The following is a 25147-nucleotide window of genomic DNA, read 5'->3' as shown; positions in this document are numbered from 1 at the left end:
TCAGGCCGCGTCATCGGTCCGCTTGCCACCCTTGGGTAATGCCCGCGCAACAGCGCTCAGCAGATCCGTCTGCGAAATCAGCCCGACAATACGCCTCGCCTCATCGACGATAATGACGGCATGGGCGCGCCCATCCGTCAGATCCGGCAGCAAAGCCATCGCCACATCGCCAGCACGCGCCGTCGTTGCCGGCGAGACCAGCCGCTCCACCGAACCCGAGGCGACCGCAAGCTCCCGAAGGCCCACCGTCCCGATCAGCTTTCCGGCCTCATCGCGCACCGGCAATGTCCGGATATTGTGGTTTAGCAGCAGCCACCGCGCCTGCTCAACCGTAGCATCCGCATCGATCGCAATCACATCGCGCGACATGATATCGGCGCAGCGGATCTCCGCGTTGGAGCGGGCTACCGCCTCGAACTCTACCTGACGCAGGAGCCGGGCCAGATCGGCGCGGTCGATATCGAAAGTCTCGTTGAGCTTGGCGAGTGCCGCATCGATATCCTCTTCCTGGAAACCGGCGCGCTCCGCCGGGGGGCGGTCTGCCGTCAGGTGTGTATTGACGGGTGCGGCCACCACATGCGGGTAATTGTGCCGCGACAGCTTGTGAAAGACGAGGCCGAGCACCACCAGCAGGCAGGAGTTCAGGGCGACGGGCACGAAGGGAAAGAGCATGCCCCAGCTGGCAACGACAGGACCGCCGAGCACCGCCGTCAGTGCCGCCGCTCCACCCGGCGGATGCAGGCAGCGGGTAAAGGACATGGCGGCGATCGCCAACGACACGCCGACACCCGTCGCGATGATCGGATCACGGATCAGGCTTGCAGCCACAACACCCATGATCGCCGAGATCGTGTTGCCGCCAATGATCGACCAGGGCTGCGCAAGCGGGCTCGCCGGCACCGCGAAAAGCAGCACGGCCGACGCCCCCATGGGCGCCACGATCAGCGGCAGATGCGAACCCTCACCGAGGAGGGCACCGCAGAGAAGGCCGGTGAGCGCAATGGAGACGAGTGCGCCGAGACAGGCAAGCATCCGGTCGCGCAGCGTCGCACCGGCAAGAATGGGATGGAACAGCCGCGAAATGGAGGACCGGCGGGGCGTCTCGTCGGGATTTGGCATGCGCATGGAATACTCTTTGAAGAAGGCTGTGAGCGATGTTGGAAGGCGCTGCTATTGCAACATGGAGAGCGGATGGGCCGACATGAGCATGATCTGCTCGAAGGCCTGCAGCGGATCGGAGCGCTGCTGCCGCCTGGAAATCAGCAGCGTATCGACGGCTCCGAGCCGGTGGACATTGACCTCGGCTCTCCAGGGCAGCATGTCGAGCACCGAGCGCGGCATGACGCCGACGGCATTGCCGGCGATGACCTGCGCAAGGATAGCGTGATAGGACGTCATCTCCACTGTCGGCAGACTGGCGCCGCCGCGGATCCAGCGCTCGGCAATCTGGCGGTAGGTACAGCCGGGCTCCAGCGCAGCAAGCGCCGGAAGGCGGATATCCTGAGGTGCTGTGACCGAGGCATGATGAGGCGGCAGCACGAGCAGCAGGTCTTCCTCGTAGACACGCGCGGAATGGAGATCATCGGCGTCGAAACCCGCAGACGACAACCAGCCGGGCTCGCCCTGCGGTGTGGCGATCAGCGCGCAATCGAGCTCGCCGGATAAAACGGCCCTGGTCAACTCACGCGTGGCGCCGAGCGTCAGCTTCAGGGCAATATCGGGGTTCTGGCCGTTGAAGCGCGCCAGCACCGGCGGAAGACGGCTCGCCGCCGTGCTCTCCATCGTGCCGAGACGTAAGCTCGGCTGCGGGCGGGCGCCCTTCAGGGCAAGCTGCGCCTCCCCGGCAAGCGCCGTCAGTCGTCGCGCATAGGAGACGAAGAGCTGTCCCTCTGATGTCAGCGTCATGCGCTTGCCGTCCCGGCTGAACAGAGCAGCATCCATCTGCCCTTCCAAAGCCTGAATGCGGGTCGTGACATTGGACGGCGCGCGCGAAAGCCTCTTGGCCGCGCGGGTGACGCTGCCCTCTTCGGCAACGACGAGAAAAATTTCCAGAGAAGACAGATCCACATCGATCTCGCTTGATGAACGAACTTGTCTATTATTCTAAATCAGAGAATGATCGCAATCGCCGAAGCGTTCAAAATCGTCGCATGAACTGAAAACTTCTTCCGATCGGACCGCCAGATGCAGAAAGACGAACCAGACGATTATGCCTCGCCGGCATGCCTGATGCACGAAGTCGATCCCGCCTATATGGGCTTGGAGGAGCCATGGGAGCTGGTGCGGGAATGGCGCCGCGGCGAGCGCATGCGGCTGATCGACGCCCGCAAACGAATAGAATCGGCCGAGCGGGAGCGGAAGACGGCGCTGATCTCATCGCATCTCGACCGGCTCCTGGGTCCCGTCATCACGGGAAAACCTGTCAGCATCTACTGGCCATTTCAGGGAGAGCCAGATCTTCGTGGCTGGATGGCCGCAATCGCCGGGCGTGCGACATGCCTGCTGCCGGTCGTGGCAGAGAAAGCAAAGCCCCTGACATTCCGGGTCTGGACTCCGGGCGTGAAGCTGGAACGCGGCGTGCTCGGCATTCTCATCCCCACCGAGGGCGAAGAGCGACAACCCGATATCGTGATTGCCCCTGTCGTCGGCTATAGCAGCGGCTGTTATCGCCTCGGCGTCGGCGGCGGTTATTTCGACCGGACGCTGGCGGCGCTCTCCCCCAGGCCGCTCGCCGTCGGCATCGGATTTTCGCAACAGCAGATCCGTACGATCAAGCCGCAGCCGCATGATATCCCGATGGATGCCGTCGTCACCGAGGATGGGGTGATCAAGCGCTCAGCCGGCCCCTTCGCCTGACGACAAGGATATCATGTCCACACTCCCCAAACAAAAAGAGCGGCCGAAGCCGCCCTGTTTCTGGTGCACCTGAACTCAGCGATTACCGGCAATGATGCTGGAAATCAGGCCGGAAGCGACGCCGACGAGAAGGTAGTCGTTATCGGCCTTCACCCAGTGATAGCCACGCGGCGGCGGTGCGAGGCGATAGCGGCGGTAGTCGCGGACTTCGCGGTAGCGGCCGCGCTCGGCAGCCGACATGCGATAGCCCCTGGACCAGCGATGCTGACGGTCGACCTTTTTGTGGATGACGACCTTCTCCTTAACGACAACCGGCGGACGACGATGATCGGCGGCGCTGGCTTGCGATGCAACGATCGGCGAAAGCAGGAAAGAAGCGGAAAGAAGAGCTGCGAAAATCTTTTTCATGGGGGTTCCTCGTGTTGAACACGCCCCGAAACTACGTCCGCGAAAATGAACGAAATCTGAAAATAAAATTAAAGATTTGTAATGGAATCGGGCACTTATGCCAGATTCCTAATGTCTTAACCCGGACCTAACGCAACGTTGCAAGATCATGGCAGCGGCAATCACGTCTGCGTAATCGGTCGTGATGAAGACGGCAGTCGCCTACCGCAAGATTAGCGCCATATTGATCACGTCCTTGTAATCGCCATCGACATGGAAAGCATCACGGCTAACCCCCTCTTTCACGAAACCGACCGTCTCATAGAGCCGGATCGCTCGCGCGTTATCGGCATGTACGCCGAATTCGATGCGGATCATGCCGGCCTCGCGCGCCGCCGATATCGCCGCCTCGATCAGCCGACGGCCAAGCCCCTGTCCGCGAAAGCCGGGAAGCAGGCCCATGCCGAGCGAGCCGCGATGGGCATGCGAAGGAAAGAAATGCCGGCGGATATCGCACCAGCCAATCACCTCGCCGCCATTAAGGGCGACGAGATTTACATTGCCTGATGCGATCGAAGAGAGCGCGAACTGGCGCGTCTCCTCAAGCGGCCGAGCTTCGAGAAGGCTCAGATATTTGCGTTCGCGCGCCACCGTATCGAGCACCAGGTGGAAGGCTTCTATATGGTCTGGGGCCATTGGCTCGATGCGGATATCAGCCATCGCCCCGTCTCACAGCTCGTCGTAGTTGAACCAGTCGAAATCGGCCGTCTTTGCCCGCCCCGACGTATCGAAGGCGAAGACGCCGGCAAAAGCGCCGGTAAACGAGCCATGCTCGCCGCGCCCGCCCTCATCGGAGACGACACCGGCATCGAGAACCGGGCCGATCGGCTGCCACGCGCCCTTGCCTTCCGTCTGCCAGAAGAATTGCAGGTCGTTATCGCGGATCTCCATGGCTAACTGCACACGGCCATCGGCCGGGATCGCCACGCCGGCCTCGGCGGGGAAACTCATGCGGCCGTTCGGATAATCGCCGTTGCAGGAAAAGATCGTGACGCAACGGCCAAGCTTTTCATGCAGTGTCACGACGACGGCATGGAACTTGTGGCGGTTATAGTAGTGGGTCAGACCGGCCACCTGCTGATAGGTGTCCGGCGTAAACTCCACCACCGTCTCGGCACGGAAACTGTGATGCTCCTGCCGGCGGGCGACGAGCGCCTGCTCGAACCAGGAACCGACGCTTTCACGGCCGATCAGCCTGAGATGGCCGGGGCGGTCAGTCAGGTTGAAGATGCGTTCCGGCTGTGGCGTGCGCAGCCACTGAAAATCGGCGGGCAGTTTACCGCCATCGAAATTATACCCGCTACGAACAGGCTTTTCCGCCCGCGTAGCACCATCAAGGCCGGGCACCTCTACATCGGGGACCGTGGTGCCGTTTTCGAGGTAGAGCCAGCCATCCTCGCGCCAGACGCATTTCTGCAGCGCCGTTTCGCGCCCCAGCGTGCAGCGGCGCTTCGGCGGCAGCGGCCGGCCGCAGAGATGGGTGTGATAGACTTGGCCATCCGGCGTTTCGACATATTGCCCGTGCCCTGCCCGCTGCAACACCGCTTCCGGATGGTCCTTGGAAGTGATCAGGTGCCGGTTGGGATGCAGTTCATAGGGGCCATCGATAGTGCGCGAACGCGCCATCGTCACCGCATGGTCGTAGCCGGTGCCGCCTTCCGCCGTCGTCAGATAATACCAGCCGTTCTTCCGGAAGAGATGCGGTCCCTCGACGAGGCCGAGCGGGCTGCCAGCGAAGATATTCTTGATCGGCCCCTTGAGCGATCTCGTCTGTGCATCCCATTCCTGCAGCAGGATGCCATCGAAGGCCGGCGATTTCGGCGAGCCGCCGTAGCTTTCCGTCCGGTGGTTCCACTGCATGTTGACGAACCACTTGCGGCCGTCCTCGTCATGGAAGAGCGACGGGTCGAAGCCCGAGGAATTGACGTAAACAGGCTCGGACCACTCGCCCTCGATGGTGGGCGCGGTCACGATGTAGTTATGCGCATCCTTGAAGTTGCCGTCGAAGCGCTTCACATCGGTGTAGACGAGCCAGAACTGGCCATCGGCATAGGAAAGACATGGCGCCCAGACGCCGCAACTGTCGGGATTGCCGCGCATGTCGAGCTGCGAGGCGCGCTCGAGAGGCCGGCGCACCAGCGTCCAGTTCACCAGATCGCGCGAATGGTGGATCTGCACGCCCGGATACCATTCGAAGGTGGACGTCGCGATGTAATAATCGTCGCCGACGCGGCAGATGGACGGGTCGGGATTGAATCCGGGCAGGATTGGATTGCGGATCATGGCGGCTCCTCCTTTGAGCAACAATTTCTGCTGCACGTACATCAGATTATATCAGAAAAAAGCCCGGGGTTTTGCCCCGGGCGGTGAAACTTATTCCAGCTCTGCGGACTTCGCCCAGAGATTGATGTCGGCCTCCTTGGCATAGACATCGATCTGCTTCAGCTCTTCGGCCGTGAACTCGAGATTGTCGAGGGCGGCAACGCAATCGACGATCTGCGACGAACGGCTGGCGCCGATCAGCGCCGACGTCACGCGGTCGCCCCGCAGCACCCAGGCGATCGCCATCTGCGCCAGCGTCTGGCCGCGCTTTTCGGCGATCTCGTTGAGTTTCCTGATATTGTCGATGATCTGCGGGCGGATGAAGTCCTTCTTGAGGAAGTGGTTCTGCGCCGCACGGCTGTCAGCGGGAATGCCGCCGAGATATTTCGTCGTCAGCATGCCCTGGGCAAGTGGCGAGAAGACGATCGAGCCCATGCCGACCTCATCGAGCGCATCGAGCAGCTTGTCGTCCTCGACCCAGCGGTTGAGCATGGAATAGCTCGGCTGGTGGATGAGGCAGGGCGTGCCCAGATCCTTGAGAATGGCGGCCGCTTCGCGGGTGCGCTGCGAATTATAGGAGGAGATGCCGACATAGAGCGCGCGGCCGGAACGCACGATGTAGTCAAGCGCGCCGCAGGTTTCTTCCAGCGGGGTGTCCGGATCGAAACGGTGCGAATAGAAGATATCGACATAGTCGAGGCCCATGCGCTCAAGGCTTTGGTCGCAGGAAGCGATCAGATACTTGCGGCTGCCCCACTCGCCGTAGGGACCCGGCCACATGTCGTATCCGGCCTTGGAGGAGATGATCAGCTCGTCGCGCAGGCCGGCAAAATCGGTGCGCAGGATTTCGCCGAAAGCGGTCTCGGCGCTGCCGGGAGGCGGGCCGTAATTGTTGGCAAGGTCGAAATGGGTGATGCCGAGATCGAAGGCCGTGCGGCACATGTCGACCTTGCGGTCATGCGGGGTGTCGCCGCCGAAATTGTGCCACAGGCCGAGGGAAACGGCCGGCAGCTTCAGGCCGGAACGGCCCGTGCGGTTATACTTCATCTTCGAATAGCGGTCTTCAGCCGGTTGCCAGCTCATCTGAGGTCTCCTCAACCTGTAAAAAGTGCTTCTCTTTCGTATCCGCACCGAGCGGCGGTCGAAAGCTAATAACGTCGCAGCCCTCATGTCGGCCGCGCGGCACTATTGGAGCAAGCGCCCCGTTACGGCAAGCGCGTGGCGCATGTTCTCGACAACTTCACATACTGACGTTGTTTGATAGGCCCTGCCCTCAAACACCGTCATCCTCGGGCTTGTCCCGAGGATGACGACGTTAGCGTGGTGCCTCACGGCAATCCGGAGCCGACCGTACCGACCCCGGAAAGCTCTCTCGGCTTACTTCAACAGCGCCAGTGCTTCCTCGATGCCCAGCGCCGCCGGCTGCGTGCAGGTCGTCGTCAGATCGACGAAACGGCCTTCCGCACCCGACTTCAGGATCGAGGTCATGATGTCGACACCGTGCAGCGTGCGGTCGAGCGAGCAACGCGCATCGCGGCCGTCGATCAGCGACATGGCCATGTCGGCAAGGCCGGCCGTGCGGTAGTTGGCGCGCGGGCCGTTCGGGCTTTCCTGGTTGAACTTGCCGAAGGGATGATCCCAGGCATCCAGCGCCTTGATCTCCTTGTCGCGGCCGCTTGCCTCGACGACACCGCCGAAGAAGTTCGGGTCCGGCACGTAGAGCGAACCATCAGTGCCATAGAGCTCCATATTGGCGTGGCGGTGCGACCAGACATCCCAGCTTGCCGTCAGCGTCACGGTGGCGCCGGAGACGAATTCGAGCAGCGCCTGGATCGTCGTCGGCGTCTTGACCGGGATGGACTCGCCATTGCGCGGCTGGCTGGTGATGGTGCGGGTTTCCGATGCCATCGAGGTCATGCCGGCAACGCGCTTCACCGGCCCGATCAGGTTGATCAGGTTGGCGATGTAATACGGCCCCATGTCGAGGATCGGCCCGCCGCCCGGCAGGAAGAAGAAGTCCGGGTTCGGGTGCCACATTTCCATGCCCGGGCCCATGACGTAGCACGCGCCAGACGTGATACGGCCAACGCCGCCGTCATCGATGAATTTTCGGGCAAGCTGATGCGCGCCGCCGAGGAAGGTATCGGGAGCGCAACCGACGGAAAGCCCCTTCTCCTTGGCGATACGGCGAAGCTCTTCGCCCTGCTCCAGCGAGAGCACCAGCGGCTTTTCCGAATAGACGTGCTTGCCGGCTTCAAGGGCCGCCTTCGATACCGGATAATGCGCATCCGGGATCGTCAGGTTGACGACGACGTCGATCTCGTCATTGGCGAGAAGCTCGTCGATCGTCTGTGCTGTCACATTGTATTCTTCGGCGCGCTGCTTTGCCGCCTGCACGTTGATATCGGCGCAGGCCAGCACCTTCAGCCCCTTGAAGAGCGGTGACAGCGAGAAGTAGGTGGTGGAGATATTGCCGCATCCGATGATGCCGACGCCAAGTTCCTTGGTCATGGTCTGCCTCAGTAGGTCTTGAAGGAAGCGATCGAGCGCGTGATGTTGCGGTCGATATCATTGGGATTGTCGTGCTCAACGACGAAATGCTTGGCCTTGGTGCCGGACTTGACGGCCGGAAGCAGCTTTGCCCAGCCGATCGTGCCGTGGCCGACATCGGCCCAGCCGCCTTCGTCCGTCGCCTCGCCAGCCGGCGCGATGTCCTTGACGTGGACGGCACTGATGCGCGAGCCGAGTTTTTCGACCCAGGCGTAGGGGTCTGCACCGCCGCGGACGACCCAGGCAATGTCAGCTTCCCAGGAAATGTCGGGCGCGCCTTCGAAAATGCGCTCGATCGGCAACGAGCCGTCGGAGAGCTTTACGAATTCGAAGTCGTGGTTGTGCCAGCCGAATTCATAGCCCGCATCCTTGTAGGGCTTGCTCATGGCCTGCAGGCGCTTGCCGAATGCGAGCCATCCGGCTGCATCCGTCGGGCGCTGGTCGGGCATCAGGTGCGGCGCATAGATGGAATCCATGCCAAGGATCTTGGCGATCTGCAGCGACTTCTCGACGCTGCCTTCGAGGAAGTCGGGGCTGAAATGGCCGGTCGCCATCACGAGACCGTTCTTGTCGAGATCGGCGCGCAGGCTCTTGAGGCCCGCCTCGTCGAGTTCGGCATAGATGCCGCCGAAGCCTTCGACTTCGCCATAGCCGGCCTTGCCGAGCTTTTCAAAGATCGCCGAAAGCGGCGGGAAATTGCGGGCGCTATAAAGCTGATAGCTGAGCTTGGTCATGTCATCCTCCTCGGGCCTCGTGCCCGTTCTCACGTAAGATCAATCTGCCGACTGGCAGGAATGCAGGTCATAGAAGCGGAATTCCGGCAGTTCGCCCTTTTCGAGCGGCTTGGCCGGGGTGAAGGTAATGCGGCGGCTTTCGCCGGCCGCAAGGTCGAAGGCATTGTCGGAATATTTGCCATCGGTGTCAGTCTCGATCATCACGAAGAGCGCCAGGCCATTGGCGGTGACGTCAAGGTCGATCGAGCCGTCCTCTTCGACGAATTCGCGGATGACGGAAAGACCCGCCGGCTCCAGTTCCAGCGCCTTGTAGGTGCCGTTGACATGATGCCCCTCGCCGCCCATGCCGTTGGACGCGGTGAAGCGCCAGGCGAGCAGCGTACCCTCGGGGATCTCGGACATGTCGAGCGTCGCGGCGGTGCAGGCCGCATCGGGCGCGCACATGGCCTGCACATTCCTAAGGTTCTTGCGCTCGCCCTTCATAGTCAGGATCGAGATCGACAGATCGACGCTGACATTGGCAAGCGTGTCGTTGACCAGCGAGAAGCGGATCGACTTGCCGTCGTCAGAGGGGATTGCCGCCACTGCCACCGGCTGGAAGAAGCGCTTGACGAGATAGTGCATCGCCTTCCAGCGGCCGCCGTAATCGAGGCTCGACCAGGACGCGACCGGCCAGGTGTCGTTGAGCTGCCAGTAGATCGTGCCCATGCAATGCGGCTTCAGCGAGCGCCAGTATTCCACTGCCGTCTTGATCGCCAGACCCTGCTGGATTTGGCTGAGATAGACGAAATTCGGGAAATCTTTCGGAAAGCGGAAGTAGCGGAACATCGTGCCGGCAATGCGCTCGTTGCCGCCGGCATTCTTCTGATGCAGCTCCATGACGGGCGACGCCACGTTCATGTCCTTGGCATCAGCATAGGTCTTGATGACAGGCAGCGACGTATAGGACTGGAAGCCGAATTCCGAGCAGAAGCGCGGCCGCACCGAGCGGTAATTATCGAACGACTTGTTCTCGTGCCAGACCGACCAGTAATGCATGTCGCCGGAACCATCGGCATGCCAGGCATCGCCGAAATCGAGATAGCCGGAAGCCGGGCTCGACGGCCACCAGAGAGCACCCGGCATCGCCTTCTTCACCGCCTGTTCGATCGTGCGGTTCAGGCGGTCGTAGGAGACGAGATAGCGGTCACGATCCCTACGGGACTCCTCGAACCAGGTGAGCGCGCCGACGAGCTCGTTGTCGCCGCACCAGAGTGCGATCGAAGCATGCGAGGAGAGCCGGCGGACCTGGTAATCCACTTCGACCGCGACATTCTCGAGGAAATCCTCGGTCGAGGGATAGAGGTTGCAGGCAAACATGAAGTCCTGCCAGACCATCAGGCCGAGCCGGTCGCAGATGTCATAGAACCAGTCGTGCTCGTAGAAGCCGCCGCCCCAGACACGGATCATGTTCATGTTGGCGGCCTTGGCCGAGACCAGCAGGTCCTCTGTCTTCTCCTCAGAGGATAGCGAAAAGAGCGCATCGGCCGGGATCCAGTTGGCGCCGCGGCAGAAGATTTCACGGCCATTGACCTTGAAGGCGAAGCGGCTGCCGGCGGCATCAGGCGTGGTGATCAGTTCAATGGTGCGAAGGCCGATCTGTTTCGTCACGCTCTCCGAGGGCAGTTCGACCGAAAGCGTATAGAGCGCCTGCTCGCCGCTGCCGGACGGCCACCAGAGGCGCGGATTGTCGATCTGGAAGACATGGTTGACGTGGGTCTCGCCGGCATTGACGCCGACATCGAGCCGCACGCGCTCGCCGTCGAGATCGAAATAGATCTGAGCGATGCCCGGATCCCTGGCAAACAGTGACGCCGTGACCTGCAGCTCGACAGAACCGTCGGCATTATGCGTCTGGCGCGTCTGCACATGCTCGATGCGCGCCGTCTCCAGCTTCTTCAGTGCGATCGTGCCGTAAAGGCCGAGCGGAGCAATGGCGATATTCCAGTCCCAGCCGAAATGGCACTGCGGCTTGCGCAGCATGTTACCGTCAGGGATCGGCGAGTTGCCCGTGCTATAGGGAATGTAAAAAGGCTGCTGCTTCTGCCGCGCAGCACCGACAGCGACGTTGGAGGCAAAAACGATGCGGATCGTGTTTTCGCCCTTCTTCAGCATGCTGGAAACATCCGGCCGGTAGCGGCGGAAGCTGTTATCGGCCTCGAGCGCCAGGAAGCCGTTGACATGAACGCTTGCGACCGTGTCGAGATAGTCGATGTCGAGATACCAGTCGCCCTCGGCATCAGGAAGCGTGAAGCTGCGCTCGACCACCCATTCGCGCTGGGCAACCCACTGCACCTTCTCCTCGTTGCGGCCGAAATAGGGATCGGGGATCAGCCCCGCGCTGTGAAGCGCCGTGTGTACGTCACCCGGCAGCGTGATGACGCTGCGGATCTCGCCATCGGCGGAGGCAAGCTGCCACGAACCCGAAAGCTCGATGTTGAAACCGTTCTTCGGCAAGGATGTCATAGTCTTATCCTGATCGGGCCGCTCCTGGGAATGCCGGACAAGCCGGACCGCGGCCGAATTTGGCTGGCCTGACGGCCGATTGGAGGACCGGGCGGCGCCGTTTTCGGCACCGCCCGCAGAACTTTCTAGAGGCGCAACTCGCTTTCGGCATCGAAGACCGAGGCGAGCGACATGTCGAAGCTGAGCTTGACCTTGCTGCCGACGCTGAAGCGGCGCGCACCGTTGATGCGTACCGACATCGTGTGACCGGCATGTTTCAGCCACAGAAGATTGTCCGCGCCCATCGGTTCCTCGATATCGACGGTGGCGTCATGCTCTTCGCCACCGGCATTCTCGTTGACCTTGATGTGTTCGGGGCGAACGCCGAGCACCACCTTGCGGCCCGGCTGCAGCTTCTCGTAGCCATCATAAGCGGCAAGCGAGAAATTCACGCCGTTGGCGGTAAAGGCGATACCGTCGCCTGATTTGACCAGTTCGCCGCGCAGGAAGTTCATCGACGGCGAGCCGATGAAGCCGGCAACGAAGAGATTGCGCGGCCTGTTGTAGATCGTCGTCGGATCGTCGAGCTGCTGGATAATACCGCTCTTCATGATGGCGATACGGTCGGCGAGCGTCAGTGCCTCGATCTGGTCGTGCGTGACGTAGATCATGGTATTCTTGAGCGACTGGTGCAGGCGCTTGATTTCGACGCGCAGTTCCGATCGCAGCTTGGCGTCGAGGTTCGACAGCGGCTCGTCGAAGAGGAAGACGTCGACATCGCGCACCAGGGCACGACCGATCGCCACACGCTGACGCTGACCACCGGAAAGCTCAGCCGGCTTGCGCTTTAGAAGCGGCTGGATCTGCAGGATCTCGGAGGCACGCGCCACCCGCTTGTCGATCTCGACCTGCGGCACCTTGGCGACGCGAAGGCCGAAGGAGAGGTTCTTTTCAACGGTCATCTGCGGATAAAGCGCATAGGACTGGAAGACCATGCCGATGCCGCGGTCCTTCGGCTCTTCCCAGGTGACATTTTTGCCCTTGATGAAGATCTGCCCTTCCGAGGCGTCGAGCAACCCGGCGATGCAGTTCAGCAAGGTCGACTTGCCGCAGCCGGACGAGCCGAGCAGCACCAGGAATTCGCCGTCGTTGATGTCGAGGTTCAGATCCTTGAGCACGCTGACCGCACCGAAGTTCAGCGACAGGTCCTTGATGGAAACACTTGCATTCATGTTCATGGGATCAACCCTTCACTGCGCCAGCGGCGATGCCACGGACGAAAAGCCGTCCCGACACGAAATAGACGACGAGCGGTACAAGTCCCGTGAGGATCGTTGCCGCCATGTTGACGTTGTATTCCTTCACTCCCTGGACGGAATTGACGATGTTGTTGAGCTGCACGGTCATTGGATAGGTATCCGGCCGGGTGAAGACCACGCCGAACAGGAAGTCGTTCCAGATGCCGGTCACCTGCAGGATCATCGCGACGACGAAGATCGGCAGCGACATCGGCAACATGATCTGCAGGAAGATCTGCCAGAAGCCCGCCCCGTCGACGCGCGCCGCCTTGAAGAGTTCCTCCGGCAGAGACACGAAGTAGTTGCGGAAGAGCAGTGTCAGGATCGGCATGCCGAAGATCGAATGCACGATGACGAGCCCCGTGAGCGACCCGTAGATGCCGATTTCGCGCAGGATGATGACGATCGGATAGATCATTACCTGATAGGGAATGAAGGCGCCGATGATGAGAACAGAGAAGAAGAATTCCGATCCCTTGAAGCGCCAGTTCGCCAGCGCATAGCCATTGACCGAGGCGATCGCGATGGAGACGATGACCGAGGGAACGGTGATGCGGACCGAGTTCCAGAAACCGCGCGAAAGACCGTCGCAGTTGAGGCCGGTGCAGGCCGTCGCCCAGGCCTTGACCCAGGGTTCGAAGGTGATTTCTATCGGCGGCGCAAAGATGTTGCCGAGCCGGATCTCCGGCATCCCCTTTAGCGAGGTGACGACCATCACGTAAAGCGGGATCATGTAATAGACCGCGGCCACGAAAAGCGTGCCGTAGACAATGATGTTGCGGCCCGAAACGACCGGCCGCGGCTTTGGTCCGGCCGGGCCGGAAACCGCCTTCTTCTCGAAGGGAATRCCGCCGCCATCGACGGCCTTGAGAGCGATCTTGTCAGCCACGTTTGCGCCCTCCGCCAAATTCCAGATATGCCCAGGGAATGACGATGATTGCCACTGTCAGCAGCATCATGGTCGAAGCTGCAAAGCCCTGACCGAGATTCTGCGCCTGGAACATGTAGTCGTAGACGTATTTTGCCGGCACTTCCGACGATATGCCCGGACCGCCGCTGGTCTGGGCGACGACGAGATCGTAGACCTTGACGATGCCGCTGGCGATGATGACGAGCGTGGTGATGAAGACCGGCCGCATCATCGGAATGATGATGAAGAAATAGGTCCGCCACATGGGAATGCCGTCGACACGGGAAGCCTTCCAGATATCCTCGTCGATGCCGCGAAGCCCTGCGAGCATCAGGCACATCACGAGGCCGGTGCCCTGCCAGAGGGCGGCGATCAGCACGCCGTAGATGACGATTTCAGACGTATAGAGCGGATCGAAACTGAAGCTCGTCCATCCCAGTGACCGCACGACCGCCTGGACACCGAATTCCGGATTGAGGATCCACTGCCACACCAGACCGGTAACGATGAAGGATAGCGCGAAAGGATAGAGGAAGATCGTGCGGAACGTGTTCTCGAAACGGATCTTCTGATCCATGAGAGCCGCCAGCATGAAACCGATGACCAGGCTGAAGATCAGCGACAGAATGCCGTAGATCGCCAGGTTCTCGATGGACACGACCCAGCGCGGGGCAGCCCAGAGACGCTGATATTGCTCTATGCCGACGAAGTTCAATCGCGGCAGGAGCTTGGAATTGGTGAAGGAATAAAACACCGTCCAGATCGTGCCACCGAGAAAGATGACCATGGCGGTGAGGATCATGGGAATAGAGGCAATCTTCGAATTCAGATTGCGAAACAATTTAAACGGTCGGCCTGCTTTCGCTTGACCTGTCATTGAGTTCCTCCTGAATCATAGTCGCTTCGGTGACCGGGGCTCCATCCGAAGACGACCGCCCTTCCCGTCTCTGCCGCAACCGCCATGCGGTCTTGGCGCGACCGCAGCCGGTGTGACGTGCCGTCGCCGCAGGGGATCAGAGATCCGGCGGCGCGATCCGGCCCTGCAACACGCAGGACCGGACCTGATGGGCTTGAGGACCGAGGATCAGTCGGCGGCGGCGATGATGTCGGCGAAGCGCTTCTGCGCTGCGTCGGGCGTCATCGTGGTATTGGCGAAGAACTCGGCGAAGAGGTCTTCGATCTGCTTTGTCGTATCGGGCGATACGAGCTGATCGGAGCTTGTGACGATATTGCCCTTGGCGAGAATATCGAGACCCTTCTTCATGCAGTCGTTGGCGGCCGAGATATCGACGTCGCCGCGAACCGGCAGCGAGCCCTTCTTCAGATTGAAGGCAACCTGGGTCTTCGGATCGAGAAGTGTGGCGGCAAGCACATCCTGAGCCTTCGCCTTCTCGGCATCCTTCTGGAGCGGGAAGTAGAAGGCGTCGCCGCTGGTCGAGATGATCTCATTCACGCCGAGGCCAGGAAGGCAGGTATAGTCCTTGCCGGCAACCTGCTTGGCAACCTGGAATTCGCCCTGCGCCCAGTCACCCATGATCTGGCCGCCGGCCTTGCCGGTGATGACGAGGTTGGTGGCCTGGTTCCAGTCCTGCACGTTGCTGCCCTTGGACATGCGCCGTGCATCGTCGGCAGCCTTGAAGACCTTGGCGATCTCGGGGCCGGCAGCCAGTGTGGCATCCTTGTCCTTGAAGACCTTCAGGTAGTTGTCCTTGCCGCCGATAGCGATCATCAGAACGTTGAAGGCGCCGCTTGCCTGCCAGCCCTGACCGCCGACCGCAAGAGGAACGATCCCGGCCTTTTCCAGGGCCGGAGCGGCAGCGACGAATTCATCCCAGTTCTTCGGAACCGCAACGCCGGCCTTCTGGAAGGCGGCATTCGACAGCCACAGCCACTGCCAGGAATGGATGTTGACGGGTGCGCAATAGATCTTGCCGTCGATCGTGCAGGAATCGAGCAGGGTCGACGGACGGATGATTTCCTTCCACTTGCCTGCGGTCGCCACATCGGTCAGGTCCTTCATGAGGCCGGCCTGGACGAGTTCCTCGGCCTGACGGCCGTGGTTGAACTGGGTGGCACCCATCGGGTCGCCGCCGGTGATGCGGCTGATCATGATCGGACGTGCGGTGCTGCCGGAACCGGCGATTGCGCCGTCCACCCAGTGGTTACCGGTGGCATCGAAAGCCTTTGCCAGCTCCGCCACAGCGGCAGCTTCACCGCCCGAAGTCCACCAATGGGTGACTTCGAGATCGGTCGCATTGGCGGCGCCGAACGGAATGGCTACGGTAGCGGCAAGCACGGCCGCCATCATACGGATTTTCATGAGTTCTCCTCCCTCACTGAAACGTTGCCGGAAAAACTTAGAGCAATCGATTTATCCGCGCAACCGCCCGCTCGTAAAATTTTCTGTGACTGACGTTATTACAGCTTATAAGAGCATTCTTCGGTTCCGCCATTGCGCTATGAGAAGAGCGTAAGCAAGCGGTTTCGCAAGTGCGGCATGTCGATATATATCTGATTTTGCTATTTAATTTTTAATTAATCTGACAATTTCGGCTTTTCACCATTTCGCGGTCGCAAAAAAACACGGGACGAACAGCGGATTCAACCAGAGAGAACCACTCCGCAACGTTGATCAGAAAAAGGGCTCGACATTTCTACTGTATCGTTACAGATTGCCCTACTCAGGGAGGAGAGCTTTTTGAGCGGCGGCATACTTACAGTGCGCCAAAAAGCCTCTATAAGGCGAAGCAAATCGCGTGAGGCGGGCCTAGAGGGATGGAAAACAACGGAAATTTCGGCGGAGCGGCATCCGGTTCCGTTCAGCGTGAGCGCCCGACACTGAAGACGATCGCCTTCATGACGGGCCTCGGCGTGACGACCGTGTCGCGGGCGCTGAAAGATGCACCGGATATTGGCGCTGAAACGAAGGAACGGGTGCGTATGGTTGCCCGTCAACTCGGTTACCAGCCGAACAGGGCCGGCGTGCGCCTGAGAACCGGCAAGACGAACGTCATTGCCCTCGTGCTCAGCATCGACGAGGAGATCATGGGCTTTTCCAGCCAGATGGTCTTCGGCATTTCCGAGGTGCTGACCGGCACGCCATACCATATCGTCGTCACCCCGCATTCGCACAGCAAGGATCCCATGCTGCCGGTGCGCTATATCCTCGATACCGGCTCCGCAGATGGTGTCATCATTTCGCGCGTCGAGCCTGACGATCCGCGCGTGCGCCTGCTGGCCGAAAGCGGCATGCCCTTTACCACCCACGGCCGCACGGATGGCGGCCTCGCGCATCCCTATCACGATTTCGACAACGAGGCTTACGCCCATCAGTCCGTGCAGAAGCTCGTCCAGCGCGGCCGCAAGCGCATCGCCCTGCTGCAGCCGCCGAGCAAGCTTACCTATTATACCCATACCCGCATCGGCTTTCAGACTGGTCTGCATGACTACGGCGCCGAGGAAGTGCCGCTGCGTGTCAACATCGATGCCCCGCTCGCCGAAATCCGTGACGCCGTGGAGCAGCTGATGCTTTCGCCCGGCGCGCCCGACGGTATCGTCTCGTCGGCCGGCAGCGCCACCATCGCCGTCAACGCCGGCATCGAAGCCGCCGGCAAACGCCTCGGCCACGACGTCGACCTCGTCTCCAAACAATCCGCCCCGATCCTCAACTGGATCCGCCCGGAGATCATCACCGCCTACGAAGACGTCCGCCACGCCGGCCGCGAGATGGCGAAACAGGTGATCGCGCGGATCGATGGCGTGGATGCGGAGCTGCTACAGAGCATCAGCAAGCCGGAATGGCCGGCAGGGCGGTAGGAGCTTTCCTGCGGGATAGCATCCACGAGAAGCACCAGTCTATGCCTGCGCCGGAAAATCCGTCTCCAGCAACCCCATCATCATGTCGTCGTGCCACACACCGTTCACAAAGGCGGCTTCCCGCTCCCTGCCTTCGATCGTGAAGCCGCATTTCTCATAGGCCCGGATCGCCCGCGTGTTGTAGGCAAGTACCCTTATCCCGATCCGGTGCAGCCGCAACTCCGTGAAAGCATGGTGCAGGACGAGGCAAATAGCCTCGCTCCCCAGCCCTTTTCCCAGCAATTGCGGATCGTAGATGCCGATTGCCATCAAGGCGCGGCGATCGATGACATTGAGCCTGTCCAGCCGGATATCGCCGATCAGCCGGCCTTGAAAGGCGATGATCCAGGCATTCGGATGATCGATGAGATTTTGAACCCAGCGAATGGCTCCATCCCTGGTCAGCGGCTTCACATCGTCCTGGCCAATGCCGAACATCTCGACAATCTCTGCAGGGTTTCCGAGAGACAGGCGGGCATCGACGTCACCGAAAGACGCCGGCCGCAGCTCGATATTCCGACCGTTCAAACGCACCATGCTCGCTGCCAACAACCCGGACTGTTTTACCATCAGGCAGTTTAGAGCCTATCGCAACGACCGCAACTGACACATGGCGGAACCGGGAAACACATTGTCTACCGCGCATTCTCCAGATCCGCCCGCGTAAACACCGGAAACACCGCAAGCCCCGGCACTCCTTCGATCCGCGCTGCACCCTCGCCGCGCCAGATCGCGCAGACGACACCAAGCACCTCCGCCTTCTCGCCGATCGCCATCCGCCAAGCGTCCGCCACCGCCCCGCCGGTGCTGATCACATCCTCGATGAAGGTCACGCGGCGGCCTGTCACATCCTGGCCCTCGATCGCCCGGCAGGTGCCGTAGGTCTTGGCCTCCTTGCGGATGAAGGCGGCGGGCAGGCCTGTCTCCAGCGAGATCGCGGTCGCGAGCGGCACGCCGCCGAGTTCCAGCCCGGCGATGACATCGGTATCCGCAGGCAGAAGGGCGGCCATTGCCTGCGCCAGCGGCTTCAGGAGAGCCGGCGTGCCTTCGAAGCGGTATTTGTCGAAATAGCGGTGCGACACCTGGCCGGAACGGAGCACGAATTCGCCCTCCAGCGTGGCGATGTCAGCGATTTGCCGGGCCAGAGCCGCATGGTCGATGGATGCCTTGATCATTTTACCCCCTGCCAAAATAAGTCCAGACGGCGCTTGCTCGCCGTCAGCCACCAGATCCTGGCCCTGCCCTTCCAGAATCGGCGGCGTGCTGCAAGAGACGAGATACGGAAAGCCGTTCAGCCCCCGCACTTGTGCTGCGCATCGGGCAGTATCCAGCTTTCCCTCGTCCTGCCATTGGTGACGAGGAAAAGCCGGCCACCCTCATCCGGCTCGCAGTCGCGATCTATCTCGACCAGGCATAGGGCGACGGGATCGCCGGGCTTTGAGCGGATCAGCATCTCCTCGCGGTTATACGAGACCTGGTAGCCGTCATTGGCATAATCGATGCCCGTGCCATTGCCAAAATCCTCATCGGTCGCGGGTGCGTCGCCACTCTCGACGCGCGGATGCACCGCCAGGATCGTGGTTGCAGCGCATTGCCCGGCCTTTGTCGGGATGTCCGAAGTCCCGGGCTGCTTGCCGCCCGTCAGCGACTTCGCGGAGATGCCCCGCATGAAGCTGCTTTTGTCCGGCGAGATTTCCCAGAGAATGGCGAGATAGGCACTGAGGATACAGGCCCGGTCGCTACCGCAATCATGCCGGTCGGCCAGGAAATTACGGGCCGAGTGGACGACATCATCCTCATCGGGAGCTGTCTTCCGTGCCGCGCCATAGCCGGCATTGAAGACATCGTCGAGGTGGGAAAGCTGAGTATCGCCGCAGACGATCTTTTCGTCGGCGCTGGCTGCCTTGGCGCAATCGAAGCCCGCGGCTTCTGCTGATGCGGTGAAGAGGATGCCGAGGCAGAAGGCGATGAGGAAGGTGGAAATGGATCGCATGATGGTCCCTCGGTCCGGCAGGTCGGCCTCAACCTAAATGCGGCGGCGAGCTTGTGTGAGTGTTGTGCAGCGTCGTTCGAATGTCTGGCGGGGTATTCCACGTCACAACGTGAACTGAGGAATACCGGATATACGTCCGCTCAACGCTATTCCAATCGGCCCGCCAGCCTCATTCCACCTGATTGAAAACCGCCTCGATACGATACCCATCGGGATCGATGACAAAGGCAGCAAAGTAATTCGGCCCGTAATGTTGTCTTAGCCCCGGCGCACCGTTATCGACGCCACCCTGGGAAAGCGCTGCGGCATGAAAATCAATGATCGACTGCCGATCCGGCGCCGCAAAGGCCAGATGGAAGCCCGCACCCGGCGCACCCTGCCCCGCCTCGATCGATTTGATCGCCAGCTTATCACCGCCGCCGGGCACACCATAGCCGACGGCTTGTCCTGCCTCGCCGGGGCGCAGATCCTCCCAGACGCGGATATAGCCAAGCGCGCCGAGGGCGGCATCATAGAACCGCGCGGCTCGTTCGATATCGGCCACCCCGAAAGATGCATGGTGGAGCATAATATGGACCTCCCGATTGCAATCACCCGCTTCGCGGCAGGATAACAAAAAGCCCGGCGCAGTGGCCGGGCTTTCAACTTTATTTTCGCAAACCTCAGAAGGTCGATGCACCGCTGCCCCAGGGGCCGTGGTGGAAGTCCTTGCCGTCGAGGCGGTCGAAGCCGTGGGCGCCGAAGAAGTCGCGCTGCGCCTGGATCAGGTTGGCAGTGCCGCGGCCCTGGCGGTAGGCGTCGAAATAGCTGAGCGCCGAGACCAGCGCCGGAACCGGCAGGCCGGCGGCCAATGCTGCGGTTACGACGCGACGAAGCGCCGGGATCGATTCCTTGACCATGGCCGAGAAGGCCGGCGTGACGATGAGGTTTGCCGCGTCAGGCGCATCGGTAAACGCCTTGGTGATCTCGTCGAGGAACTGCGAACGGATGATGCAGCCAGCGCGCCAGATACGGGCAATCGTCGGCATCGGCAGCGACCAGTTGAACTCCTTGGAAGCTTCCGCCATGACGGCAAAGCCCTGCGCATAGGCACCGATCTTGCCGGCAAACAGCGCCAGTTCCAGATCCTTGTTGAAGTCGGGGCCGTAGGCGATCGGGAAGGCAGCACCGAGATCACCGAAGATCTTTTCGGCGGCGACGCGCTGGTCCTTCATCGACGACAGGCTGCGGGCAGCAACGGCGGCTTCGATACCGGTTGCCGGAATACCCATGTTCTGCGCTTCGATCGCCGACCACTTGCCGGTGCCCTTCTGGCCAGCCTTGTCGAGGATCATGTCGACCATCGGCGTCTTGGAGATCGGGTCCTGTGCAGCCAGAACCTTCTCGGAGATTTCGATCAGGTAGGAGTTCAGGCGGCCCTTGTTCCACTCGCCGAAGATGCCGGAGATTTCCGAGGCGCTCTTGCCGAGGCCGTCGCGCAGGATGCCGTAGATTTCGGCAATCATCTGCATGTCGGCATATTCGATGCCGTTATGGATCGTCTTGACGAAATGGCCGGCGCCGTCATTGCCGAGCCAGGCGACGCAGGGGTCGCCATCATATTTGGCGGCGATCGAGGTCAGCACCTTTTCGACGCGCTTCCAGGACTCTTCCTTGCCGCCGACCATGATCGACGGGCCGTGGCGGGCACCTTCCTCACCACCGGAAACACCCATGCCGATGAAGGTCAGGCCGGTATCCTTGAGGCGGTCGAAGCGGGCGACCGTGTCGCGGAAGTTGGCGTTGCCGGCATCGATCATGATGTCGTTCTTTTCAAGATGCGGGCGCAGCGCCTCCATCTGCTGGTCGACCGGCTCGCCGGCCTTGATCATGATGATGATCGGACGCGGCGGGCGGATTGCATCGACGAACTCCTCGATCGTCTTGCAGGGAATGATCTGCTTCTTCAGATCACCGGCGCTCTCGTAGAACTCATCCGTTTTTTCAGGGGTGCGGTTGAAGACCGCGATCTTGTTGCCCTTTTCTGCAATGTTGAGCGCCAGGTTGGACCCCATGACGGCAAGGCCGATCAGTCCGATTTCTGCCTTTTCCACGACAAACCTCCGATGAGTGAAATGGTGCGATGTTGTGGCACTCTCTCGCCCAAACGGCAAGGTCGAAGACCGCGATTCGGATCGAAAAAAGGCTGTCGGAACAGGCTTTTCGAATGGCCACGGAAGCACCATATGCATAGGTTTGGGAGGCCTGAATGACTGCTACCGCGGCAAGGCAGAGCGATATCAAGCCGCTGCTCGCAAAGAGAGCCGGCCGCTACCGCGAATATGCGCCCTCACCGGTACTCGCACCGCATTTCCGCTGCCTCTGGTCGCATGAAATTCGCACAGCGAGCCCGGTCGCCATCGTCCCTGATGGTTATTGCGACCTGCTTTTCGCAGACGGCCGCCTCTTCGTTGTCGGACCGGACCGCACCGCCGCCTTCCCGCCGATGACGCCGGGGATGCGCATTATCGGCGCGCGTTTTGCACCGGGCGCCGGCGCCGCCTGGCTGAAGCTGCCTCTGTCGGAGATCACCGGCCTCTCCATTCCCTTGAGCGATCTCGCGCCTCGAAAGGCTGCCCTTCTCGAACCGCATCTGTCCGACTGTCCCGATGGGGCTACCGCCCTCTCACTCTTCGCCACCCTGTTGAGTGAACTGGCAGGGGAAGAAGCGGAGCCGGCCCCCGAGGCTCGCCTGATCTTTGCCGCCGCCGACCATGGGCCGGGCCGCATCGGCGATCTGCAGCAGAAGCTCGATATCGGCGAACGGCAATTGCGCCGCCGCGCCCACCACCATTTCGGCTATGGCATCAAGACGCTGGAGCGCATCCGCCGCCTGCAGCGCTTCATGGCGCTCTGCCGGGCGGATGAGGCGCTGCCGCTGGCTAGCCTCGCCCTCGAAGCCGGCTTCTCCGATCAGCCCCATATGACCCGTGAGATCGGCGAACTGACGACGCTGACGCCATCCGCCATGGTCGATCAACTGACCGGCCGCTGACCGTTTCGTTCAAGACAGTCCGTGCCGGCCTGCTAGTCTGGCACAAAGCAAAAGGACAGACCGATGACCACAATGCCCGCCCGCATCGTCAACATCACGATCAAAAGAGACTGGCGCGATGTCTATGATTTCGCCGGCAGACCGGAGAACATGCCGCTCTGGGCCTCCGGCCTCGCGAGCGGTCTGGAACCCGATGGCGAGGACTGGATCGCCCACGGCCCGCTCGGCAGCGTCCGCGTGAGCTTCGTGCCGCCGAACGAATTCGGCATCATCGACCATACCGTCACCATCGAATCCGGCCTGCGCGTCTATAATGCGTTGCGCATCGTGCCGAATGGCGATGGCTGCGAGGTGATGTTCACGCTGTTGCGCCTGCCGGGCATGACCGACGAGCAATTTGCCGCCGATGCCGCCCATATCCAGAAGGATCTGGCGGCGCTGAAATCGCTAATGGAGAAATAAGATGGCCGACAACGACGCTGAAAATGACCGCCGCATCGACTATGTCGAGTTCAACGTCGCCGACATCGGCGCGGCAAAAGCGTTCTATGGCGCGGCCTTCGGCTGGCGCTTTACCGACTACGGGGAGAACTACTGCGAGTTCGACGATGGAAGGCTGAAAGGCGGCTTCACCAATCTCGGCCCGGTGCGCACATCGGGCGGCCCGCTCGTTATCCTCTATGCCGAGAAGCTGGAGGACGTGCTCGAAAGCGTCGAAAAGGCGGGCGGCACCATCGCCAAGCCGATCACGCCCTTCCCCGGCGGCCGCCGCTTCCATTTTGTCGACAAGGACGGCTACGAACTCGCCGTCTGGAGCAAGGACTGAGCTCAGGCCGGTGCGTTGGCGCCGAGATTCTGGATGGTGATCAGCGCCCCGATCACCTTCTTCGATGCGTCACACAGCGGCACCATGCGGCAGCGATTGTGCCGCTCGTCCCGCGCGTAGGTGTAATCCGCCGACATGCCGTCGAAGCAGGCGTCGAGCTTTTCCTTCACCTCGTTTGCAAAACGCTCCTGGCCGATGAAATCGACGATATGGCGGCCGATGAGCTGCATGGCAGTCTTGCCGAGATGGGCGCAGTTGACGGGATTGGAATAAAGGTAGCGGTAATCCTTCGTCAGCACCGCCACGCGGTCCGGCAGCGTCTGCAGGATCGCCGCATTGAGGAACTGCCCGTTATCGGTATCGGGAACATAGGCGGGCGGCTGGCGAAGTTTCCTATCCGCCGGCAGCGGCACGCGCCAGTCCGGCGCATGGGCGCCGAAATAGCGGTCGAGCAGATAGGAGAGCACGGCGGCATATTGCGTCACGAAAGCCCCGTCATCGGCATCTTCAGCGATGAGGTAACTTACAAACTGAAGTTGCATATAGACTTCGACGAGACTGTACGCCCTGCATGCGAGGATTGCCTCTGCCAGCGGCTGGATATCGCGGTCGAGCGCGGCCACGCGCTCATCATCCCCTAGCCTTATCGCTTCCTCGATCTGCGCGCACCGCAAGGAAAAGGCCCTGAACAACTCAAGCAAGATACCCCCAATATCAATTTCCTGAGAAACGTTCCGAAGACCGGTCGAGGCCTATGTTTATGAAAGATTACGCGCTCCGGTAGGTACTTTGCGCGCCCTAGTAGAGACGCGTAACATGAACTCTGCTCAGTTTCAACTGAAGCGGACCTGTCGCTTCTCACCGATTATAAATCAGGAGCAAAATCTTACAGACAGAATCTTACAGACTGACGGAACGCTTTATATCCCAACGGTCGTGATACCACAGCCACTGGGCCGGGTACTCGCGCACCCAGCTCTCAACCTTGTCGTTCATCATCTGCGCGGTGGCGGGAAGATCGAGATTACCCTTCTCGTCGCGCGGCATCTCCATCTTCGGTTCGATCTCCAGCCGGTAGCGATTGCCGGGAAGGCGGATGCAACGGGCCGGATAGACCTCGCAATTGAACTGCCGCACGAGCTTTGGCAAGAGCGGATTGGTCTTGGTGTCGAGCCCGAAGAATTTCGTCTTCAACCCGCGGCTGAACTTCTGGTCGACGAGAACGCCGACCCCTTGGCCCGCTTCGAGCTGGCGCGCCAGTGCAAAGGAGGAACCGGCATGCGAAGGCACCAGCTTGCCCATGCGGCCGCTGCGGAAATCGAAGACCTTCTGCGCGATGTAAGGATTGTTCGGCGGCCGGAAGAGCACCGTCACGCTGAGACCGAAGGCATTGCCGGCGACGGGCAAGAGCTCGAAATTGCCGGTATGGCCGGTAAAGACGATGAAGGGGCGCGGATTGTCGCGCAGCTCCAGGAAGATCGGAATGCCCGAGACTTCCACCCTGCCCGGCTCGGCGCTTTCAGGATCGAAATCGAAGAGCTGGTCGAGGAAGACATATTCGGCCGCAAGCCGGCCCATATTGCCCCAGCTTTCCAGTGCGATTTCCTCAAGCTCCGCGTCGCTCTTTTCCGGAAAGGCCCGGCGCAGATTGTAGAGCATCAGCTTGTGGCGCTTCAGTCGCCGACCGACCTGGCGGGTCATCCGGTCGGCAAAACGCATGGCGCCATCAGCGGGGAAAAGCTTCAGGAAGTTCAGGAAGCCGAACATCAGCTGCGCCACCAGCCATTGCTGGAAACGCCTGAGCGCCAGAACGATCCTGGTGATGAACAGCTTCAATC

25 protein-coding genes are annotated in these 25147 nt (G+C 61.0%); 5 read left to right on the top strand and 20 right to left on the bottom strand.

The features are described 5' to 3' along the window. Positions 1-1125 carry a CBS domain-containing protein gene (locus AC1DUP_RS03755; protein WP_113299323.1) on the bottom strand — a complete coding sequence of 375 codons (1125 nt, stop codon included), beginning with the start codon at positions 1123-1125 and terminating at the stop codon, positions 1-3. A gap of 45 nt (positions 1126-1170) precedes the next feature. After that, complete coding sequence (locus AC1DUP_RS03750; protein ID WP_113299324.1) at positions 1171-2067, bottom strand: LysR family transcriptional regulator; 897 nt, start codon at positions 2065-2067, stop codon at positions 1171-1173. Between the two features lie 117 nt (positions 2068-2184). On the opposite strand from AC1DUP_RS03750, the gene AC1DUP_RS03745 reads away from it, so the two are divergent. Next, positions 2185-2856 (top strand): 5-formyltetrahydrofolate cyclo-ligase, encoded by a 672-nt coding sequence (locus tag AC1DUP_RS03745; protein WP_477832118.1) that lies wholly within the window; start codon positions 2185-2187, stop codon positions 2854-2856. A gap of 75 nt (positions 2857-2931) precedes the next feature. On the opposite strand, the gene AC1DUP_RS03740 is transcribed toward AC1DUP_RS03745, so the two are convergent. The 11 genes from AC1DUP_RS03740 to AC1DUP_RS03690 all read right to left on the bottom strand — a co-directional run bounded on the left by AC1DUP_RS03740 (position 2932) and on the right by AC1DUP_RS03690 (position 15921). Next, entirely contained in the window at positions 2932-3264 is a 333-nt protein-coding gene (locus tag AC1DUP_RS03740; protein WP_113311105.1) for an RcnB family protein, read from the bottom strand. 201 nt (positions 3265-3465) lie between these two features. Next, complete coding sequence (locus AC1DUP_RS03735; RefSeq protein ID WP_115034486.1) at positions 3466-3963, bottom strand: GNAT family N-acetyltransferase; 498 nt, start codon at positions 3961-3963, stop codon at positions 3466-3468. A gap of 9 nt (positions 3964-3972) precedes the next feature. Next, the gene (locus tag AC1DUP_RS03730; protein WP_477832117.1) at positions 3973-5586 is read right to left on the bottom strand and encodes a glycoside hydrolase family 43 protein; all 1614 of its coding nucleotides are present in this window, start codon (positions 5584-5586) and stop codon (positions 3973-3975) included. 90 nt (positions 5587-5676) lie between these two features. Beyond that, positions 5677-6708 carry an L-glyceraldehyde 3-phosphate reductase gene (gene mgrA, locus AC1DUP_RS03725; RefSeq protein WP_477832116.1) on the bottom strand — a complete coding sequence of 344 codons (1032 nt, stop codon included), beginning with the start codon at positions 6706-6708 and terminating at the stop codon, positions 5677-5679. 294 nt (positions 6709-7002) lie between these two features. Further along, positions 7003-8136 (bottom strand): Gfo/Idh/MocA family protein, encoded by a 1134-nt coding sequence (locus AC1DUP_RS03720; protein WP_113311108.1) that lies wholly within the window; start codon positions 8134-8136, stop codon positions 7003-7005. 8 nt (positions 8137-8144) lie between these two features. Then, the gene (locus AC1DUP_RS03715) at positions 8145-8909 is read right to left on the bottom strand and encodes a sugar phosphate isomerase/epimerase family protein (RefSeq protein WP_113311109.1); all 765 of its coding nucleotides are present in this window, start codon (positions 8907-8909) and stop codon (positions 8145-8147) included. A 39-nt stretch (positions 8910-8948) separates the two neighbouring features. Next, positions 8949-11414 (bottom strand): beta-mannosidase, encoded by a 2466-nt coding sequence (locus AC1DUP_RS03710; RefSeq protein ID WP_477832115.1) that lies wholly within the window; start codon positions 11412-11414, stop codon positions 8949-8951. 125 nt (positions 11415-11539) lie between these two features. Continuing rightward, positions 11540-12631: an ABC transporter ATP-binding protein gene (locus tag AC1DUP_RS03705; protein ID WP_477832114.1), complete on the bottom strand. Its 1092-nt coding sequence runs from the start codon at positions 12629-12631 to the stop codon at positions 11540-11542. 4 nt (positions 12632-12635) lie between these two features. Next, positions 12636-13568 (bottom strand): carbohydrate ABC transporter permease, encoded by a 933-nt coding sequence (locus tag AC1DUP_RS03700; RefSeq protein ID WP_113299387.1) that lies wholly within the window; start codon positions 13566-13568, stop codon positions 12636-12638. Between the two features lie 4 nt (positions 13569-13572). After that, positions 13573-14478, bottom strand: coding sequence for a carbohydrate ABC transporter permease (locus tag AC1DUP_RS03695; RefSeq protein WP_113299333.1), 906 nt, complete (start codon positions 14476-14478; stop codon positions 13573-13575). 207 nt (positions 14479-14685) lie between these two features. Next, positions 14686-15921, bottom strand: coding sequence for an ABC transporter substrate-binding protein (locus tag AC1DUP_RS03690; RefSeq protein ID WP_113299334.1), 1236 nt, complete (start codon positions 15919-15921; stop codon positions 14686-14688). A gap of 455 nt (positions 15922-16376) precedes the next feature. Here AC1DUP_RS03690 and AC1DUP_RS03685 point away from each other — a divergent pair, with 455 nt between their 5' ends. After that, entirely contained in the window at positions 16377-17417 is a 1041-nt protein-coding gene (locus AC1DUP_RS03685) for a LacI family transcriptional regulator (protein ID WP_113299335.1), read from the top strand. Positions 17418-17456: 39 nt separating this feature from the next. Here AC1DUP_RS03685 and AC1DUP_RS03680 read toward each other — a convergent pair whose 3' ends face one another. The 5 genes from AC1DUP_RS03680 to gndA form a co-directional block, all read right to left on the bottom strand. Continuing rightward, the gene (locus AC1DUP_RS03680; protein ID WP_113311111.1) at positions 17457-17993 is read right to left on the bottom strand and encodes a GNAT family N-acetyltransferase; all 537 of its coding nucleotides are present in this window, start codon (positions 17991-17993) and stop codon (positions 17457-17459) included. A 98-nt stretch (positions 17994-18091) separates the two neighbouring features. Beyond that, a complete protein-coding gene (gene pyrE / locus AC1DUP_RS03675; RefSeq protein WP_477832113.1) occupies positions 18092-18631 on the bottom strand; it encodes an orotate phosphoribosyltransferase in 540 nt (179 codons plus the stop codon). 116 nt (positions 18632-18747) lie between these two features. Beyond that, positions 18748-19449 carry a lysozyme inhibitor LprI family protein gene (locus AC1DUP_RS03670; RefSeq protein ID WP_477832112.1) on the bottom strand — a complete coding sequence of 234 codons (702 nt, stop codon included), beginning with the start codon at positions 19447-19449 and terminating at the stop codon, positions 18748-18750. A 169-nt stretch (positions 19450-19618) separates the two neighbouring features. After that, positions 19619-20017, bottom strand: coding sequence for a VOC family protein (locus AC1DUP_RS03665; protein WP_113299339.1), 399 nt, complete (start codon positions 20015-20017; stop codon positions 19619-19621). A 94-nt stretch (positions 20018-20111) separates the two neighbouring features. Next, positions 20112-21542, bottom strand: a complete 1431-nt coding sequence (gene gndA / locus AC1DUP_RS03660) for an NADP-dependent phosphogluconate dehydrogenase (protein WP_113299340.1) — start codon at positions 21540-21542, stop codon at positions 20112-20114. Between the two features lie 155 nt (positions 21543-21697). Between gndA and AC1DUP_RS03655 the strand changes: the two genes are divergently transcribed. The 3 genes from AC1DUP_RS03655 (at position 21698) to AC1DUP_RS03645 (ending at position 23309) form a co-directional block, all read left to right on the top strand. Beyond that, positions 21698-22483: an AraC family transcriptional regulator gene (locus AC1DUP_RS03655; protein ID WP_477832111.1), complete on the top strand. Its 786-nt coding sequence runs from the start codon at positions 21698-21700 to the stop codon at positions 22481-22483. Between the two features lie 63 nt (positions 22484-22546). Continuing rightward, complete coding sequence (locus AC1DUP_RS03650; RefSeq protein WP_477832110.1) at positions 22547-22945, top strand: SRPBCC family protein; 399 nt, start codon at positions 22547-22549, stop codon at positions 22943-22945. 1 nt (position 22946) lies between these two features. Beyond that, positions 22947-23309, top strand: coding sequence for a VOC family protein (locus tag AC1DUP_RS03645; protein WP_477832109.1), 363 nt, complete (start codon positions 22947-22949; stop codon positions 23307-23309). 2 nt (positions 23310-23311) lie between these two features. Here the strand turns inward: AC1DUP_RS03645 and AC1DUP_RS03640 are convergent, their stop codons facing one another. Further along, entirely contained in the window at positions 23312-24010 is a 699-nt protein-coding gene (locus AC1DUP_RS03640; RefSeq protein ID WP_477832108.1) for a PAS domain-containing protein, read from the bottom strand. Between the two features lie 199 nt (positions 24011-24209). Next, positions 24210-25145 (bottom strand): lipid A biosynthesis lauroyl acyltransferase, encoded by a 936-nt coding sequence (locus AC1DUP_RS03635; protein WP_113311116.1) that lies wholly within the window; start codon positions 25143-25145, stop codon positions 24210-24212. Positions 25146-25147: the final 2 nt, after the last annotated feature.

Source organism: Rhizobium sp. 01L419, assembly GCF_056400025.1.
The sequence above is the reverse complement of the archived record's forward strand: the minus strand, read 5'-3'. Positions and strand labels throughout refer to the sequence as shown.

Coding starts and splice junctions, on each gene's coding strand:
- AC1DUP_RS03670 (WP_477832112.1), bottom strand. CDS start 19,449: ATGCGATCCATTTCCACCTTCCTCATCGCCTTCTGCCTCGGCATCCTC.
- mgrA (WP_477832116.1), bottom strand. CDS start 6,708: ATGAGCTGGCAACCGGCTGAAGACCGCTATTCGAAGATGAAGTATAAC.
- AC1DUP_RS03715 (WP_113311109.1), bottom strand. CDS start 8,909: ATGACCAAGCTCAGCTATCAGCTTTATAGCGCCCGCAATTTCCCGCCG.
- AC1DUP_RS03720 (WP_113311108.1), bottom strand. CDS start 8,136: ATGACCAAGGAACTTGGCGTCGGCATCATCGGATGCGGCAATATCTCC.
- AC1DUP_RS03650 (WP_477832110.1), top strand. CDS start 22,547: ATGACCACAATGCCCGCCCGCATCGTCAACATCACGATCAAAAGAGAC.
- AC1DUP_RS03710 (WP_477832115.1), bottom strand. CDS start 11,414: ATGACATCCTTGCCGAAGAACGGTTTCAACATCGAGCTTTCGGGTTCG.
- AC1DUP_RS03685 (WP_113299335.1), top strand. CDS start 16,377: ATGGAAAACAACGGAAATTTCGGCGGAGCGGCATCCGGTTCCGTTCAG.
- AC1DUP_RS03730 (WP_477832117.1), bottom strand. CDS start 5,586: ATGATCCGCAATCCAATCCTGCCCGGATTCAATCCCGACCCGTCCATC.
- AC1DUP_RS03695 (WP_113299333.1), bottom strand. CDS start 14,478: ATGACAGGTCAAGCGAAAGCAGGCCGACCGTTTAAATTGTTTCGCAAT.
- AC1DUP_RS03735 (WP_115034486.1), bottom strand. CDS start 3,963: ATGGCTGATATCCGCATCGAGCCAATGGCCCCAGACCATATAGAAGCC.
- AC1DUP_RS03690 (WP_113299334.1), bottom strand. CDS start 15,921: ATGAAAATCCGTATGATGGCGGCCGTGCTTGCCGCTACCGTAGCCATT.
- AC1DUP_RS03680 (WP_113311111.1), bottom strand. CDS start 17,993: ATGGTGCGTTTGAACGGTCGGAATATCGAGCTGCGGCCGGCGTCTTTC.
- AC1DUP_RS03705 (WP_477832114.1), bottom strand. CDS start 12,631: ATGAACATGAATGCAAGTGTTTCCATCAAGGACCTGTCGCTGAACTTC.
- AC1DUP_RS03655 (WP_477832111.1), top strand. CDS start 21,698: ATGACTGCTACCGCGGCAAGGCAGAGCGATATCAAGCCGCTGCTCGCA.
- AC1DUP_RS03755 (WP_113299323.1), bottom strand. CDS start 1,125: ATGCGCATGCCAAATCCCGACGAGACGCCCCGCCGGTCCTCCATTTCG.
- AC1DUP_RS03665 (WP_113299339.1), bottom strand. CDS start 20,017: ATGCTCCACCATGCATCTTTCGGGGTGGCCGATATCGAACGAGCCGCG.
- pyrE (WP_477832113.1), bottom strand. CDS start 18,631: ATGATCAAGGCATCCATCGACCATGCGGCTCTGGCCCGGCAAATCGCT.
- AC1DUP_RS03645 (WP_477832109.1), top strand. CDS start 22,947: ATGGCCGACAACGACGCTGAAAATGACCGCCGCATCGACTATGTCGAG.
- AC1DUP_RS03740 (WP_113311105.1), bottom strand. CDS start 3,264: ATGAAAAAGATTTTCGCAGCTCTTCTTTCCGCTTCTTTCCTGCTTTCG.
- AC1DUP_RS03745 (WP_477832118.1), top strand. CDS start 2,185: ATGCAGAAAGACGAACCAGACGATTATGCCTCGCCGGCATGCCTGATG.